Source organism: Streptomyces chromofuscus (assembly GCF_015160875.1).
GTDB classification, from domain to species: domain Bacteria; phylum Actinomycetota; class Actinomycetes; order Streptomycetales; family Streptomycetaceae; genus Streptomyces; species Streptomyces chromofuscus.
The window spans coordinates 1,209,917-1,225,478 of sequence record NZ_CP063374.1 but is presented as its reverse complement, the minus strand read 5'-3'; the positions used below and the strand labels follow the sequence as shown (position 1 = coordinate 1,225,478).

Sequence of the window (15,562 nt, the reverse complement as noted above, 5' to 3'; positions counted from 1 at the left end):
CGGGAAGGGAACCCATGGACTACTCAGCCGACGCGTCCCGGGACTTCTGGCGCGGGGTGCTCACCGCCGGCGGGGTCACCCGGATCCCGCGGTGGACCCGTGCGCCCGAGCCGGGCACCGCGGAAGTCAAGACGGCCGTACCCCACGACGTCCTGACGGGCCTGCGGCGCTTGCCGGTGCCGCCGGAGACCGCGCTGCTCGCCGCCCACGCGAAGGTGCTCGCCGCGCTCTCGGGCGAGCAGGAGGTCACGACCGGTCTGGTGACCTTGCCGGGCGCCCGCCCCCTGCCCTGCAGGCTGACGACCGCGCCCCGCTCCTGGCGGGCCCTGGTGCGACGTACCCGCGCGGCCGAGTCCGAGCTGGTGGCGCACCAGGAGTTCCCGGTCGACGCCCTCGCGCGTGAACTCCGCCACGAACAGAGGCTGTTCGAGACCGTGTGCGACCCGACCGGCGTCGGCGGCGCAAGCGGTGACGGACTGGCCGAGGGCACCGTGCTGCGCGTGGGCGCCGTCCGGCACGGCGACCGGCTCGCCCTCCTGCTGCGATACCGCACCGACGTGCTCGACGCCGACTGCGCCGCCCGCATCGCCGGCTACCACCTCGTCGCGCTCACGTCCATCGCCGCCGATCCGGACGCCGAGCACGGACGGCAGAGCCTGCTGTCGCCGCAGGAGACGGCCTTCCAGCTCGACGGCCTGGCCGGTCCGCGGCGCGAGTTGCCCGACCGCCGCGTGCACGAGTTGTTCGAGGAGCGGGTGCGGCTGCATCCGGACGCCGTCGCCGTCGCGCAGGGCAACCGGCAGTGGACCTACGGGGAGCTCAACTCGCGTGCCAACCGGCTGAGCAGGGCGCTGCTGGTGCGAGGGCTGGAGCCCGAGGGGGTCGTCGCGGTGGTCACCGAGCGCACCCTGGAGTGGGCGGTCGCCGTCCTGGGTGTCCTCAAGGCGGGCGGCGCCTACCTGCCCGTCGAGCCGCACTTCCCGCCCGAGCGCATCGCGGCCATGCTCCACCGGGCCGGATGCCGCCTGGCACTGACCGGACGCGGGCCCGTCCACCTCCCCCCGGACGTGCGGGCCCTCCGTGTCGAGGACGCCTGCGCGGAGGCCCATGCCGACGACGACCCGCCTGTGGCCGTCGCCGCCGGCCAACTCGCGTACATCTTCTTCACCTCGGGCTCCACCGGCGAGCCCAAGGGCGCGATGTGCGAGCACGCGGGCTTCGTCAACCACGTCCTGGCCAAGATCGACGACCTGGGGATCGGCGAGGGACAGGTCGTCGCCCAGACCGCGCCCCAGTGCTTCGACATCTCCCTGTGGCAGCTGGTCGCCGCCCTCACGGTGGGCGGTCGCACGCTGCTGGTCGAGCAGGAGGCGATCCTGGACACCGCGCGCTTCGTCGACACCGTCGCCCGGGGGCGGGTCAACGTCCTGCAACTCGTGCCGTCGTATCTCGAGACCGTCCTCGCCGAGCTGGAACAGCACCCGCGCCCGCTGCCGGACCTGCGGTGCGTGTCGGCCACCGGTGAGGCGCTGAAGGCGGAGCTCGTACGGCGCTGGTTCAGGGCCCGGCCCGCGACCCGGCTGGTCAACGCCTACGGGCTGACGGAGACCTCCGACGACACCAACCACGAGGTGATGGACGAGGCGCCGGCCCACGACAGCGTCCCGCTGGGCCGTCCCGTCGGCAACGTGCACGTCTACGTGGTCGATGAGCACCTCGCACCGGTGCCGCTCGGCGCTCCGGGAGAGATCGTCTTCTCCGGGATCTGCGTCGGGCGCGGGTACGTGGGCGACCCGGAGCGCACGATGGCCGCGTTCACCGAGGATCCGCACCGCCCGGGCCGGCGGCTCTACCGCAGCGGTGACCGCGGCCGCTGGCTGCCCGACGGCAAACTGGAGTACCTCGGTCGCCGGGACACCCAGGTCAAGATCCGTGGCTTCCGGATCGAGATCGGCGAGATCGAGAACGTGGTGCTGCGGACGCCGGGAGTCCGGGAGTGCGCGGTGGTGGTCGCCGGGGGCGGGCACCTGGTGGCCTTCTGCGCCGGACAGCGGCCGGTCCCACCGGACGCGCTCCGGGACCGACTGACCGCGTCGCTGCCCGGATACATGATCCCGTCGTCCTTCCACTGGCGGGACCAGCTGCCGCTGACCGCCAACGGCAAGACCGATCGAGCGGCACTGACCGCCCTCGCCGAGGAACTCGACACCGCCGGGGACGACGGGCAGGCTCCGGGCACCCCGGCCGAGCGGCGCCTGGCAGCCGCCTGGGCGGAGGTGCTCGGCATCCCGCCGCGGCGGATCGGCCGCCGGGACCACTTCTTCGACCGGGGCGGCACGTCACTGTCGGCGGTCAGGCTGGCGATCGCCCTCGACCGGGCCGTCGACGTCAAGGACATCACCCGTCACCCGGTCCTCGCGGACCTGGCCCGGCTGCTCGACGGCGGGACGGCATCCCGCACCTGCGTCGCCACCCCGTCCACCACCCCGTCGACCCCCGCCTGACCGGCAACCGAAAGGAACCAGAGATGCGCCCCTCACCTCCCGCACCCCCGGCGCTGCTGCCCGACGTCGACCTGCGTCCCGGCAGGCCCCCGGTCCTGCTGGTCCAGGACGCCGGTGACCCGACCCACTGGGCGGCCGAGTACAAGGACGCACTGCGTGCCGTGGTCGCCGAGCACGGAGCGGTGCTCGTACGCGGCCTCGGACTCTACGACCCCGAAAGCGCCGGGGCCGCCTTCCGGGCGCTGACCACCGGCCTGATGGCCGAACGGGAGGCCTTCGCGCCACGCCGCTCCTACGGCGACGGCGTGTACTCCTCCGCCAAGTGGCCGTCCAACCAGCCGATGTGCATGCACCACGAGCTGAGCTACACCCTCCGGTTCCCCGGCCTGATGCTGTTCGCGTGCCTCGAGGCGCCCGCCGACGGCGGAGCGACGGGCCTGGCCGACGCCGCGGCCGTGCTCCGGGCACTGCCCGTCCCGCTGGCCGAGCGCTTCCTGCGGGAGGGCTGGCTTCTCGACCGCGCCTACAACGACGAGATCGGGGCATCCGTCGCCGAGGCCTTCGGCACCGACGACCGCGCCGCCGTCGAGCGCTACTGCCGCGACAACGGGATCGACTGTGCGTGGGGGCCGGACGGACGGCTGCGTACCAGCCAGCGGCGCAGCGCCGTGGTGCGTCACCCGGTCACCGGGCGGCACTGCTGGTTCAACCAGATCGCCTTCCTGAGCGAGTGGACGATCGACCCCGAGATACGGGAGTACCTGGTGGACGTCTACGGCGCCGACGCGCTGCCGTTCACCACCCGGTTCGGCGGCGGCGAGGCGATCGGAGAGGACGTCGTCCGCCTGCTCAACGACGTCTACGAGGCCCACACCCTGCGCGAGCCGTGGCAGGACGGAGACCTCATGCTCGTCGACAACGTCCGCATGGCGCACAGCAGGGAGCCGTACGAGGGCCCGCGCGAGGTGCTGGTCGCCATGGCCGAGCCGCTGGGCCCGGCCGGGAGCGCACCGGCCTCCGAGGTGACCGCGCGATGACCGCCACGGACTCCACGCCGGCCACGGCGCCCACCGAGGCGGCCGGACCGCGGTTCGCGGTGATCTCCGGCGCCCAGGTCCAGCGGGCCCTGCTGGGGCGCGAACGGGAGATCGTCGACCTGGTCGAAGCCGTGTACCGGTTGCACGGCGACGGTGAGACGGTCAATCCGCCGTCGTACTTCCTGCGCTTTCCGGACCGCCCGGAGGCACGGATCATCGCGCTGCCCGCGTCGATGGGCGGGCCGCTGCGCGTCGACGGCCTGAAGTGGATAGCGAGCTTCCCCGAGAACACGACGTCCGGGCTCCCGCGCGCGTCGGCCGTCGTCATCCTCAACGACCCCGACACCGGTTACCCGTACGCCTGCCTGGAGGGTTCGGTCATCAGCGCCGGCCGCACGGCGGCCTCCGCGGCCCTGGCGGCCGACCGGCTCAGCCGCACCCGTCCGCGTCCGCGACGCGTCGGTTTCATCGGCACCGGCCTGATCGCCCGCTACCTCCACTCCCATCTCACCGCCACCGGCTGGACGTTCGAGGAGACCGGCGTCCACGACCTGTCGACGGACCACGCGGCGGGCTTCCGCGGCTACCTGCGCAGGACGGGGACGGAGGGCCGCATCACCCTGCACGACACCGCCGAGGCGCTCATCCGCTCGAGCGACCTGGTGGTCTTCGCGACGGTCGCGGGCCGGCCGCACGTTCACGACCCGTCGTGGTTCGCGCACCACCCGCTGGTGCTGCACATCTCCCTGCGCGACCTGGACCCGCGGATCCTGCTCGCGTCCGCCAACTTCGTCGACGACGTCGAGCACTGCCTCAAGGCCGGCACCTCGCCGCACCTCGCCGAACAGCTGGCCGGGAACCGGGAGTTCGTCGACGGCACCCTGCACGACGTCCTGACCGGGCGCACCTCGGCACCCGCGGACCGGACGGTGGTGTTCTCACCGTTCGGCCTGGGGGTGCTGGACCTCGCCGTCGGCAGGTACGTCCACGACGCGGTGGCCCGGCGGGGCGAGCTGTGCGTGATCGACGGCTTCTTCAACGAACTGCGCCGGTACGGCTGACCGGCCGTCATGAACGAGGGGACCGCCATGCCCGTCATCTCCGAGCCCACCGACTTCAACGAGGAGGAGCTCTACGTCGACTTGCGGGCGACCTTCGGCATCCCGCTCTTCCTGAAGTGCGAGGGCTTCAACTTCGCCGGCTCCATCAAGCTGAAGGCCGCCGCCGAGATGCTCCGGTCCGCCGAACAGGAGGGCGCCCTGAAGCCCGGCTCGATCCTGGTCGAGTCCTCCTCCGGCAACCTCGGCGTGGCACTGAGCATGATCGCGGCGAGCCGGGGCTACCGATTCCTGTGCGTCACCGACACCCGCTGCAACCTGCCGACCAGGCGGCTGATGGAGGCGCTGGGCAGCACGGTCCACGTGATCGACAAACCCGCTCTGCACGGCGGTTTCCTGGGCGCCCGCCTCGCCCACGTGCGTGCGCTGTGCGCCTCCGACGACCGGTACCTCTGGCTCAACCAGTACGCCAACCCCAACAACTGGAAGGCGCACTACCGCACGACGGCCCCGGCGATCGCCCGCCGCTTCCCCCAGCTGGACGTCCTCTTCGTGGGAGCCGGCACCACGGGCACACTGATGGGGTGCGCGCGCTGGTTCTGGCAGTGGCGCCGGCGGGTGCGGATCGTGGCCGTGGACGCGGCCGGCTCGGTGACCTTCGGCGGGAAGCCCGGTCGCCGGCTGATTCCGGGTCTGGGCACCAGCGTCCGTCCCTCCCTGCTGGACGAGTCCTACGTCAACGAGGTGGTGCACGTGGGGGAGGCGGAAACCATCCGCGCCTGCCGCCGGCTGGCCGGCCGGGGCTTCCTCTTCGGCGGCTCCACCGGAACGGTGGTCAGCGGAGCGTCGGACTGGCTGGCCCGTCACCCGGAACGGCCACTGACCGCGGTGGCGATCGCCCCGGACCTCGGTGAGCGCTACCTGGACACCGTGTACCAGGCGGGCTGGCCGCACGACGCCCTGAGCGACGAGGCAGGCGTCCGGGCGGGGTCGGACGCCGTGTTCCAGTGGGTCTGACGCGCCGCCGCAGTCGTCGACCTGGTCCGCACCATCGGCCTGCCCGTCCCGGCCACCCTGCTGCCCCGGCGTCGGCCACGACCCGACCCGGCCGCCGACTGCGCGGCCTCGCGGCTAGCCGGTCGCCGTTACCCGCAGCCGTGCGTACTCCTCCGCCATCGTCCGCGCGGTCCAGTGCGCGTTCAGCCCGGAGGGATTGGGCAGCACCCACACGCGCGTGTCGCCGAGCGTCCGCGCCTGCGGCCCCACCCGCGCCGTGCGGTCGTCGAAGGCGGCCCGGTACGCGGTGACCCCCACGACCGCCAGCCAACGCGGCCGGAGCCGCGCGACCTTCAGCGACAGCAGCCGCCCGCCCTCGCAGTACTCCTCGGCGCTCAACTCGTCGGCCCGGGCCGTCGCCCGCGCCACCACGTTGGTGATGCCGAGCCCGTACGACAGCAACTCGCCCTGCTCGGACGGTCTCAACAGCCGGGGCGTGAAGCCGGACAGGTGCAGCACCGGCCAGAAGCGGTTGCCGGGCCGCGCGAAGTGGTGGCCCGTCGCCGCGGTCATGAGACCAGGGTTGATGCCGCAGAACAGCACGCGCAGGCCGTCCGCGACCACGTCCGGGACGAGTCGGTCGCGGGCGGCCTCGAGCTCCTGCGGGGTGAAACGCGTCAGAGGATCGCTCCCGGTGTGTAGCCCGCCGCCTCCGGGCTCTGCTTCACGATCTCCTCGATCCGGCCGACCACCACTCCGACCTGGTCGGCGGCGGCACCGGTGAAGGACAGCTTGTCCGCCATCAGCTCGTCGAGCCGGGCCCGGTCGAGCGGGATGCGCTCGTCGGCGGCGAGCCTGTCCAGCAGCTCGTTGCGCTCGGCGCCCTGCTCCCGCATCGCGAGGGCGCACGCCACGGCGTTCTCCTTGATCGCCTCGTGCGCGACCTCACGGCCGACACCGGCGCGCACCGAGGCCATGAGGACCTTGGTCGTGGCGAGGAACGGCAGGTAGCGGTCCAGCTCACGCGCGACGACCGCCGGGAACGCGCCGAACTCGTCGAGGACCGTCAGGAACGTCTCCAGCAGCCCGTCCAGCGCGAAGAACGCGTCCGGCAGCGCGACCCGGCGCACCACCGAGCAGGACACGTCGCCCTCGTTCCACTGGTCGCCCGCCAGCTCGCCGGTCATCGAGGCGTAGCCGCGCAGGATCACCATCAGGCCGTTGACGCGCTCGCAGGAGCGGGTGTTCATCTTGTGCGGCATCGCGGAGGATCCGACCTGACCCGGCTTGAAGCCCTCCGTCACCAGCTCGTGCCCGGCCATCAGCCGGATCGTCTTCGCCAGCGACGAGGGAGCGGCGGCCAGCTGCACGAGCGTGGTGACGACCTCGTAGTCGAGCGAGCGGGGGTAGACCTGGCCGACCGAGGTGAACGCCTGCGAGAAGCCCAGGTGCCCGGCGATCCGCTGCTCCAGCTCCGCGAGCTTGGCGGCGTCCCCGCCGAGCAGGTCCAGCATGTCCTGCGCGGTGCCGACCGGGCCCTTGATGCCGCGCAGCGGGTAGCGGCCGAGCAGCTCCTCGATCCGGCCGTGGGCGACAAGCAGCTCGTCGGCGGCCGTGGCGAACCGCTTGCCCAGGGTGGTGGCCTGCGCGGCGACGTTGTGCGAGCGGCCGGCCATGACCAGCTCGCCGTACTCCCCGGCGAGCTTGCCCAGACGCGCGAGCACGGCCACCGTACGGTCGCGCATCAGCTCCAGCGAGAGCCGGATCTGCAGCTGCTCCACGTTCTCGGTCAGGTCGCGGGAGGTCATGCCCTTGTGCACCTGCTCGTGCCCGGCGAGGTCGTTGAACTCCTCGATCCGCGCCTTCACGTCGTGCCGCGTGACCTTCTCGCGCTCGGCGATGGAGGCCAGGTCGACCTCGTCGAGCACGCGCTCGTAGTCGGCGATCGCCGCGTCCGGCACCTCGATCCCGAGGTCGCGCTGGGCTCGCAGCACGGCGAGCCAGAGCTGCCGCTCCAGCTTCACCTTCTGCTCGGGCGACCAGAGCGTGGCGAGCTCGGTGGAGGCGTAGCGTCCGGCGAGGACGTTCGGGATGCGGGGCTTGGCGGGCGCAGAAGTCACGTAACCGGATTCTACTGGCGGTTCGTGCAGGCCGGCGCCACGGGCGGGTTCGTCGGATCCTACGAGGCGGTCCCCGGAGTCTCGGCCAGGCGATCCCCGCGCGGCCGACTCGGCCAACTCCGCCAGTACGTCCGCGTGGCAGGGCTGTGGCGCACACCAGCAGGCCAGCGTCCGCCCGCGCAGGTCCGGCACGAGGTCGAGCAGGTCCGGGCGCTCCAGCAGATACGCCCGGTACAGGGCGATCACCTCGGCCCGGGTGCCGTCCCGCTTGCGCGTGGCCGTGTCCGGGACGAACGGGTTGTACAGCGGGTGCCGGGGCAGGTCCCAGCCGCCCAGCGTCCAGCGGCGGCCGACGTAGACGACGTCCGCGGGCGCGCGTTCGAGCCGGGGACCGAAGTCGTGCATCCTGCCCTTGAGGCTGATCACCCGCGTGGTCACGGTGGGCCTAGGTCAGATCCTCGTAGGGCAGCAGCTCCGGCCGCTTCGGCGGGCGGCCGTCCCCCGAGGAGCGGCCCGTGAGCCGGCGTCCTATCCACGGAATCAGATGCTGCCGCGCGAACCGCACGTCCGCGACCCGTCGCGTCACCCACCCCGGCGGCAGCGTGACCGGTACCGGCACCCGCCAGTGCGGGTCCTCCGGCTCGTACCCGAGCCCCTGCCACACCGCCTCCGCGACCCGGCGGTGCCCCTCGGCCGTCAGGTGCAGCCGGTCGACGTCCCACATGCGCGGGTCGCCGAGCGACGCCGCCCCGTACAGGTCGATCACCAGCGCGTCGTGCCGCGCGGCCAGCTCGTCGACGCAGGCGAACAGCTCCTCCATGCGCGGCCGGAACCGCTCCAGCACCGGCCCCTGCCGTCCCGGGCTGCGCATCAGCACCAGCTGCTTGCAGGCCGGGGCCAGCCGCTCCACGGCCTCCTCCAGCAGCCCCCGGACCCGGCCCATGTCGCACTTGGGCCGCAGGGTGTCGTTCAGCCCGCCGACGAGGGTGATCACATCGGCGCCCATGGCGGCCGCCACGTCCACCTGCTCGTCGACGATCTGCCCGATCAGCTTGCCGCGCACGGCCAGGTTGGCGTAGCGGAAGCCGGGCGTGCGGGCGGCCATCCGCGCCGCGAGGAGGTCGGCCCAGCCCCGGTAGGTGCCGTCGGGGAGCAGGTCCGACATGCCCTCGGTGAAGGAGTCGCCGACCGCGACCAGGCTGCTGTATGTGGGTGAGGCGTTCGTCTCCATGGCGTCAGAGATGGTAACCCGAGGCGCATACCCGCCGGTCGGTCACCCTCCTTGTGCCGAGCACCGCCCGGCTCCGGACCAGCCCGGCCCGGCCTCAGGCCCACTGCCCGAACAGCTCCCGCAGCACGTCCTCCATGGTCACCAGCCCCGCCAGTCGCCCGTCGGAGCCCAGGACGGCCGCCAGGTGCGTGCGGCTGCCCCGCATCGCGGTGAGGACGTCGTCCAGCGGCGTGCTCTCCCGTACGCGCGCGATGGGCCGCATGTCCCGCAGCCGGAAGGGCAGGTCCCGCGGCGAGGCGTCCAGCGCGTCCTTCACGTGCAGGTAGCCGACGATCCGGCGCCCCTCGTCCACGACGGGGAAGCGGGAGAACCCGGACTGCGCGGACAGCCCCTCCAGCTCCTCCGGGGTGACGCCCACGCGCGCGTACATCACGCGTTCCAGCGGGAGCACGACATCGCGCACCGGCCGGCGGCCCAGTTCGAGCGCGTCGTGCAGCCGTTCCCGCGCACGGTCGTCGATCAGCCCGGCGTCGCCGGAGTCCTTCACGATCCGGGCGAGTTCCGCGTCCGAGAAGGTCGCCGTGACCTCGTCCTTGGTCTCGATCCGCAGCAGCTTCAGCAACGCGTTCGCGAACGCGTTGATGGTGAAGATCACCGGCCGCAGCGCCCGGGACAGCGTCACCAGCGGCGGGCCGAGCAGCAGCGCGCTGCGCACCGGCTCGGCGAGCGCGATGTTCTTCGGCACCATCTCGCCGAGCAGCATGTGCAGATACGTCGCCAGGGCCAGCGCGATCACGAAGGACACCGCGTGTCCCGCACCGCTCGGCACACCCAGGGCATGGAAGACCGGCTCCAGCAGATGGGCGATCGCCGGTTCCGCGACCACACCGAGCACCAGGGTGCACAGGGTGATGCCGAGCTGCGCCGCCGCCATCAGCGCGGACACGTGCTCCAGGCCCCACAGCACGCTCTTCGCGCGCCGGTCGCCCTGCTCGGCGTACGGCTCGATCTGGGAGCGGCGCACGGAGATCAGCGCGAACTCGGCGCCCACGAAGAAGGCGTTCACCACCAGCGTCGCCAGACCGATCAGCAGCTGTACGACGGTCATGCCGGCGCCCCCTTCTCGCGCTGTTCGCCCCGCTCGTCGTCGAGCGGCGCGTGCAGCAGCACGCGTGCGGCCCGGCGGCCTCCGGCGTCCAGCACCTCCAGCCGCCAGCCGGCGACCGCGACGCTGTCGCCCACGGCGGGGATACGGCCGAGCGCGGTCGCGATGAGACCGGCGAGCGTCTCGTACGGTCCCTCCGGCGGCCGCAGGCCGACGCGCGCGAGCTGGTCGATGCGGGCCGCGCCGTCCGCCGCGTACAGGGCGTGGCCGTCCTCGTCGGCGCCGGCCGCGGCGAGGTCGGGCGTCTCGTGCGGGTCGTGCTCGTCGCGCACCTCGCCGACGACCTCCTCGACGATGTCCTCAAGGGTCGCCACGCCCGCCGTGCCGCCGTACTCGTCGATGACCACGGCCATCGTGCGCTTGCCGGAGAGCCGGTCCAGCAGCCGGTCCACGGTCAGCGACTCGGGGACGAGCAGCGGTTCGCGCATCATGTCGGCGACCGACACCCGCGGCCGGCGCTCCGCGGGCACGGTCAGGATGTCCTTGATGTGGGCGGTGCCCACGACCGAGTCGAGGCTGCCGCGGTAGACCGGGAACCGGGACAGGCCCGTCGCCCGGGTCGCGTTCGCGACGTCCTCGCAGGTCGCCTGCGCGTCGAGGGCGACGACCTGCACGCGCGGCGTCATCACGTTCTCCGCGGTGAGGTCCGCGAGGTTCAGGGTCCGGACGAACAGTTCGGCGGTGTCCGGCTCCAGGGCGCCCTGGCGGGCGGAGTGCCGGGCCAGCGCGGCCAGTTCCTGCGGCCCCCGCGCGGAGGCCAGCTCCTCGGCGGGTTCGACACCGAGGCGGCGCACCAGACGGTTGGCCGTGTTGTTCAGGTGGGTGATGAACGGCCGGAAGACCGCGCTGAACCAGCGCTGGGCGTTGCCCACCCGCCTGGCGACCGTCAGCGGCGAGGAGATCGCCCAGTTCTTGGGCACCAGCTCGCCCACGACCATCAGGAACACGGTCGACAGGGCCGTGCCCAGCACCAGCGCGATCGAGGACGCGGTGGAGCGGGGGATGCCGATCTCGCTCAGCGGGCCGGCGATCAGGCTCGCGATGGACGGCTCCGCGAGCATGCCGACCACCAGGTTCGTGACGGTGATGCCGAGCTGCGCCCCGGAGAGCTGGAAGGTGAGGTTGCGGACGGCCTTCAGCGCACCGGAGGCGCCGCGCTCGCCGCGTTCCACGGCCCGTTCCAGGTCGCTGCGCTCGACCGTGGTCAGCGAGAACTCGGCCGCGACGAAGGCGCCGCAGGCGAGTGAGAGCAGAACCGCCACCAGCAGGAGAAGCACTTCGGTCATCGGGTCACCCCCGTCCCATGGTCCGGCAGTGCGGGAGGGATCGCTCGATGTCCGGTACCGGGAGGCTCGCCCATGGGCGGACGCTCACACCTTTCGCTGAGGGCCGGTGTCCTGGGGGACCGGGTTGCCCTTCCAGAGTAAAGGATCGGCAAAGAGCGTTGGTCAGCGGCTTCACCCAGCGCCGCCACTGCTCCTGCGGCGAGTACCCCGCCGCACGCCAGGCGTGCTGCGCGGTCACGTTCCGGGTCAGCACCGTGGCGTCCCCGCGACGCCCGCCGAGTCGTGCGAAACGGTCCTCCGCGGCGGCGAGCAGGGCGCCGCCGATGCCCTGGCGGCGGTGCTGCGGGTGCACCGCGAGCCGGTAGAGGTGGCAGCGCCAGCCGTCGAAGCCCGCGATCACCGTGCCGACCAGTTCGCCCTCCCGCTCGGCCAGGATCAGCGCCAGCGGGTCGCGGGCGACCAGCCGATCCACGCCGTCGCGGTCGTCGCTGATGCTGGTGCCCTCGGCGGCGGTCCTCCAGAAGGCCAGCACGGTGTCCAGGTCGTCGGGCGTCGCGGCCCGTATCCGCAGCTCGGTCACGCCGCGATCCCCTCACCGGCCGACACCGCGCCGCCCGCGCATGTCAGCATCCGGACGGGCGTCGCCGGTCACGCGAGGGAGGCATGCGCCCTCACCCGGTCGGACGCCCGGCCCGACGCCCCCGGTCACTCGTGCGCGATCGCCGCCAGCACGTTCATCCGCGACGCCCGCAGCGCCGGCAGCAGGGCCGCGACGACACCGACCACCGCCGATCCGAGCACGACCGCGACGATCGTCCCCCACGGGACGGCCAGCGCGGTCATGCCCTCCAGGGCCAGCACCTGCTGGGTGCACAGACCCCACACCAGGCCCAGCGCGAGCCCGAGCACCGCGCCGAACACCGCGATCACCACCGACTCCAGCCGGATCATCCGGCGCAGCTGCCTGCGGGCCAGCCCGATGGCCCGCAGCAGCCCGATCTCCCGGGTGCGCTCGACGACGGACAGGGCGAGGGTGTTGACCACCCCCAGCACCGCGATCACGATCGCCAGCCCGAGCAGGGCGTACACGAGGTAGAGCAGCACCGCTATCTGCTCGTGGACGAGTTGCTTGTAGTCGGCCAGGTCCCGCACCTGCACCTGCGGGTACGTCTCCAGCGTCCCCTCCAGGCCGGCGCGCAGGTCGTCCGCGCCGGTGCCGGGCGCGCCGTTGACGTACAGTGCGGAGTCCTGGGCGCCCGGCGCGTAGCGCTCCAGCGTGGCGAGCCCGAAGTAGACCCCGCCCTGCATGCCGAAGCCGTCGGAGGACTCCTGGTCGGTGAGCGCGCCGACGGTCAGTTCGGCCCGGCGTCCGCCCTGGAACTCGACGGGGATCGCGCTGCCGACCCGCACACCGTGCTCCCGCGCGAAGTCCAGGTCCATCGCCATCCGCCCGGGGGCCAGCGCGGCGGCGCTGCCCCCTTGCGCGTAGGTGATGTTCGCGACCTCGTCCAGCCGCGGGTCGTAGCCGGCGGCCGTCGTCTCGACCCGGTCGCTGTCGGGCAGGGTCAGCGCGATCGGCGCGAACCGCGAGCGAACGACCAGGCCGACGCCCTCGGTGTCCCGCACCCGTTCGGTCACCTCCCGCGGGAAGGGCAGGAAGTTGGCGTTCTGGAGCACGAAGTCCGCGCCCAGCGTCCGGTCGATCTGCTCGTCGAACGACTTCGTCATCGAGGCGCTCGCCACCGACATCCCGCCGACCAGCGCGAGCCCCACCATGAGCGCGGCAGCGGTGGCGCCCGTACGGCGCGGGTTGCGCAGCGCGTTGCGCTGGCTCATCCGGCCGATCGAGCCGAACAGCGCCGGGAACCACCCGCCCAGCACCCGGATCACCGGCCGTACCAGCAGCGGTCCCGCGATCACGGTCGCGACCAGCGTCAGGACCACGCCGACGCCGAGCAGGGACGCGGCCGACGCCGTCTCGGACGACACCGCACACCCCACCAGGGCCGCCACGCCGGCCGCCGCGACGACCGTGCCCACGACCGCGCGCACCTTCAGGGGCCGGCCCACTCCGGCGACCTCCGCGTCCGCGAGCGCCGCCATCGGCGAGACGGCGGCGGCGCGGCGGGCCGGGAGGTACGCGGCGACGAAGGTGACGCCGACGCCGACGGCGTACGCCGTGACCGGTGTCGCCCAGCCGATGACCATCTCGGTGGACTTGATGTTCATGCCGAGCACGCCCATCAGCCCGATCAGCCCGGCGGCGAGTCCGATGCCGGCGGCCAGGCCCAGGGTGGAGCCGACCAGGCCGAGCAGCAGCGCCTCGGTGAGCACCGAGCGGCGGACCTGCCGGCGGTCGGCGCCCAGCGCGCGCAGCAGGCCCAGCTCGCGGGTGCGCTGCGCGATCAGCATGGAGAAGGTGTTGACGATCAGGAACACGCCCACCAGCACCGCGATCCCTGCGAAGCCGAGCATCACCCACTTGATGACGTCCAGGAAGCCGCCGAGCTGTTCGACGTCCGACTGCGCCTGTTCGCCCGCGGTGCGCAGGTCGTAGCGTTCGCCGCCGAGCGTGTCCGCCACGCGCTCCTTGAGCGTCTCGTCGCTGACGCCCGGCGCCGCGTCCACGGTGATGGAGGTGGCGCCGTCCGGGACGCCGAGGAGCTTGGTCCGCGCGGTCGGCGTGTCCATGTAGAGCAGGGCGGCGCCGGGGTTGGTGGTGGTGAAGGTGACGATGCCGACGACCTCGACCTTGAAGGAGCCGGGCGTGGCGATCACCGTCAGGGTGTCCCCGACCCGTACGTTCGCGCGCTCGGCGGTCTCGGAGTCGATCAGGGCCTCGGTGGGCCCGCGCGGGGCGTGACCCGAGGTCAGCTCCACGGGGCTGCGGTCGGTCGGGTTCCAGTCGTTGCCGAGCGTGGGGGCGCCGGTCGTCGGACTGACCGGCTCGTTGCGTTCGTCGACGACGGTGATGTTCTGGACCTCGACCTCCGCGCGGGCGGCGGCCACCCCGTCGACGCGGGCGACCCGCTCGGCGAGATCCGCCGGCAGGGTGGACGTCGCGCCGGACGGTATGGCCTCGTCGAGGTTCTCCTTGGGGCTGACGGTGACGTCGGCCGCGGTCGACGCGAAGAGCCGGTCGAAGGTCCGGCCGACGGTGTCGGAGAAGATCAGGCTGCCCGCCACGAACGCGACGGACAGCAGCACGGCCAGCGCCGAGAGGAGCAGCCGCCCTTTGTGGGCGAGAAAGCTTCTGAGCGTCGCCTTCAGCACGGGTTCAGTCTCCCTGAGCGGTCACGCCGTCGTCGTGCCGGCGGCGGATCGCGTCGGCCCCGTCGGTCCTGGGGGCGCCCCCGGTGAACAGGCGCATCCGCTCCAGCACCGCCTCCGCCGTCGGCTGCCGCATCTCGTCGACGATCCGTCCGTCGCCGAGGAAGAGCACCAGGTCGGAGTGGGCGGCGGCGCCCGGGTCGTGGGTGACCATGACGACGGTCTGCCCGAGTGCGTCGACGGCCTCGCGCAGGAAGCCGAGGACTTCCAGGCCGGCCCGCGAGTCGAGGTTGCCGGTCGGCTCGTCCGCGAAGATCAGCTCCGGGCGGGAGGCGAGGGCGCGGGCACAGGCGACACGCTGCTGCTGCCCGCCGGACAGCTGCGACGGGCGGTGCGTGAGCCGGTCCCTCAACCCGAGGGTGTCGATGACCTGGTCGAGCCACGTCCGGTCGGGCTTCCGGCCCGCGATGTCCATGGGGAGCGTGATGTTCTCGAGCGCGTTCAGCGTCGGTATCAGGTTGAAGGACTGGAACATGAAACCGATCCGGTCCCGGCGCAGCCGGGTCAGCTCGCGCTCCTTCAGCCCGGTGATCTCGACGTCACCGAGCCACACCTGGCCCGACGACACGGTGTCGAGCCCGGCCAGACAGTGCATGAGGGTGGACTTGCCGGATCCCGACGGGCCCATCACGGAGGTGAAGCGCCCGCGCGCGATGTCCACGTCCACCGAGTCCAGGGCGAGCACCGTCGTCTCGCCCGAGCCGTACGCCTTGGTGAGACCGCGGGCGCGGGCCGCGACCCCGTCGGCCGGGGCGACCCCGGGTGCGTGCTCCGCAGCAGGTGTGGACAAGGGTTCCTCCTTGGTCGCTCCGTGCTCGTGGACGTCCCGCGTTCC

11 protein-coding genes and 2 pseudogenes are annotated in these 15,562 nt (G+C 72.8%); 4 read left to right on the top strand and 9 right to left on the bottom strand.

Going from position 1 to position 15,562, the window contains the following annotated elements; translation table 11 throughout:
• Positions 1-14 precede the first annotated feature (14 nt).
• The 4 genes from IPT68_RS05470 to sbnA are packed head-to-tail and all read left to right on the top strand — an operon-like array spanning position 15 to position 5,616.
• The gene (locus IPT68_RS05470; protein WP_189697182.1) at positions 15-2,504 is read left to right on the top strand and encodes a non-ribosomal peptide synthetase; all 2,490 of its coding nucleotides are present in this window, start codon (positions 15-17) and stop codon (positions 2,502-2,504) included.
• A 23-nt stretch (positions 2,505-2,527) separates the two neighbouring features.
• Positions 2,528-3,541 carry a TauD/TfdA family dioxygenase gene (locus IPT68_RS05465; protein ID WP_189697183.1) on the top strand — a complete coding sequence of 338 codons (1,014 nt, stop codon included), beginning with the start codon at positions 2,528-2,530 and terminating at the stop codon, positions 3,539-3,541.
• Positions 3,538-4,602 (top strand): 2,3-diaminopropionate biosynthesis protein SbnB, encoded by a 1,065-nt coding sequence (sbnB, locus tag IPT68_RS05460; RefSeq protein WP_189697184.1) that lies wholly within the window; start codon positions 3,538-3,540, stop codon positions 4,600-4,602. The genes IPT68_RS05465 and sbnB overlap by 4 nt, the downstream gene beginning before the upstream one ends.
• A 27-nt stretch (positions 4,603-4,629) precedes the next feature.
• A complete protein-coding gene (gene sbnA / locus IPT68_RS05455; protein ID WP_189697185.1) occupies positions 4,630-5,616 on the top strand; it encodes a 2,3-diaminopropionate biosynthesis protein SbnA in 987 nt (328 codons plus the stop codon).
• A 114-nt stretch (positions 5,617-5,730) separates the two neighbouring features.
• Here the strand turns inward: sbnA and mug are convergent, their stop codons facing one another.
• From mug to IPT68_RS05415, 9 genes and pseudogenes are all read right to left on the bottom strand, one after another.
• Positions 5,731-6,276, bottom strand: coding sequence for a G/U mismatch-specific DNA glycosylase (gene mug, locus IPT68_RS05450; RefSeq protein ID WP_189697409.1), 546 nt, complete (start codon positions 6,274-6,276; stop codon positions 5,731-5,733).
• Positions 6,273-7,715 carry an adenylosuccinate lyase gene (gene purB / locus IPT68_RS05445; protein ID WP_228040734.1) on the bottom strand — a complete coding sequence of 481 codons (1,443 nt, stop codon included), beginning with the start codon at positions 7,713-7,715 and terminating at the stop codon, positions 6,273-6,275. The genes mug and purB overlap by 4 nt, the downstream gene beginning before the upstream one ends.
• 99 nt (positions 7,716-7,814) lie before the next feature.
• A pseudogene (locus tag IPT68_RS33860) lies at positions 7,815-8,153 on the bottom strand (DUF4326 domain-containing protein); the annotation flags it as partial.
• A gap of 7 nt (positions 8,154-8,160) precedes the next feature.
• The gene (locus tag IPT68_RS05440) at positions 8,161-8,946 is read right to left on the bottom strand and encodes an SGNH/GDSL hydrolase family protein (RefSeq protein WP_189697187.1); all 786 of its coding nucleotides are present in this window, start codon (positions 8,944-8,946) and stop codon (positions 8,161-8,163) included.
• 94 nt (positions 8,947-9,040) lie between these two features.
• Complete coding sequence (locus IPT68_RS05435) at positions 9,041-10,054, bottom strand: hemolysin family protein (RefSeq protein WP_189697188.1); 1,014 nt, start codon at positions 10,052-10,054, stop codon at positions 9,041-9,043.
• A complete protein-coding gene (locus IPT68_RS05430) occupies positions 10,051-11,397 on the bottom strand; it encodes a hemolysin family protein (protein ID WP_189697189.1) in 1,347 nt (448 codons plus the stop codon). The genes IPT68_RS05435 and IPT68_RS05430 overlap by 4 nt, the downstream gene beginning before the upstream one ends.
• 160 nt (positions 11,398-11,557) lie before the next feature.
• Positions 11,558-11,977: pseudogene (locus tag IPT68_RS05425) on the bottom strand (GNAT family N-acetyltransferase); the annotation flags it as partial.
• A 125-nt stretch (positions 11,978-12,102) separates the two neighbouring features.
• Positions 12,103-14,670, bottom strand: coding sequence for an ABC transporter permease (locus IPT68_RS05420; protein ID WP_189697191.1), 2,568 nt, complete (start codon positions 14,668-14,670; stop codon positions 12,103-12,105).
• A gap of 4 nt (positions 14,671-14,674) precedes the next feature.
• Complete coding sequence (locus IPT68_RS05415) at positions 14,675-15,517, bottom strand: ABC transporter ATP-binding protein (protein ID WP_189697192.1); 843 nt, start codon at positions 15,515-15,517, stop codon at positions 14,675-14,677.
• Between the last annotated feature and the right edge of the window lie 45 nt (positions 15,518-15,562).

Excerpts from the sequence above, each read along its gene's own strand:
- sbnA (WP_189697185.1), top strand. The coding sequence starts at position 4,630 with ATGCCCGTCATCTCCGAGCCCACCGACTTCAACGAGGAGGAGCTCTAC.
- IPT68_RS05430 (WP_189697189.1), bottom strand. The coding sequence starts at position 11,397 with ATGACCGAAGTGCTTCTCCTGCTGGTGGCGGTTCTGCTCTCACTCGCC.
- IPT68_RS05470 (WP_189697182.1), top strand. The coding sequence starts at position 15 with ATGGACTACTCAGCCGACGCGTCCCGGGACTTCTGGCGCGGGGTGCTC.
- sbnB (WP_189697184.1), top strand. The coding sequence starts at position 3,538 with ATGACCGCCACGGACTCCACGCCGGCCACGGCGCCCACCGAGGCGGCC.
- IPT68_RS05435 (WP_189697188.1), bottom strand. The coding sequence starts at position 10,054 with ATGACCGTCGTACAGCTGCTGATCGGTCTGGCGACGCTGGTGGTGAAC.
- IPT68_RS05440 (WP_189697187.1), bottom strand. The coding sequence starts at position 8,946 with ATGGAGACGAACGCCTCACCCACATACAGCAGCCTGGTCGCGGTCGGC.
- IPT68_RS05465 (WP_189697183.1), top strand. The coding sequence starts at position 2,528 with ATGCGCCCCTCACCTCCCGCACCCCCGGCGCTGCTGCCCGACGTCGAC.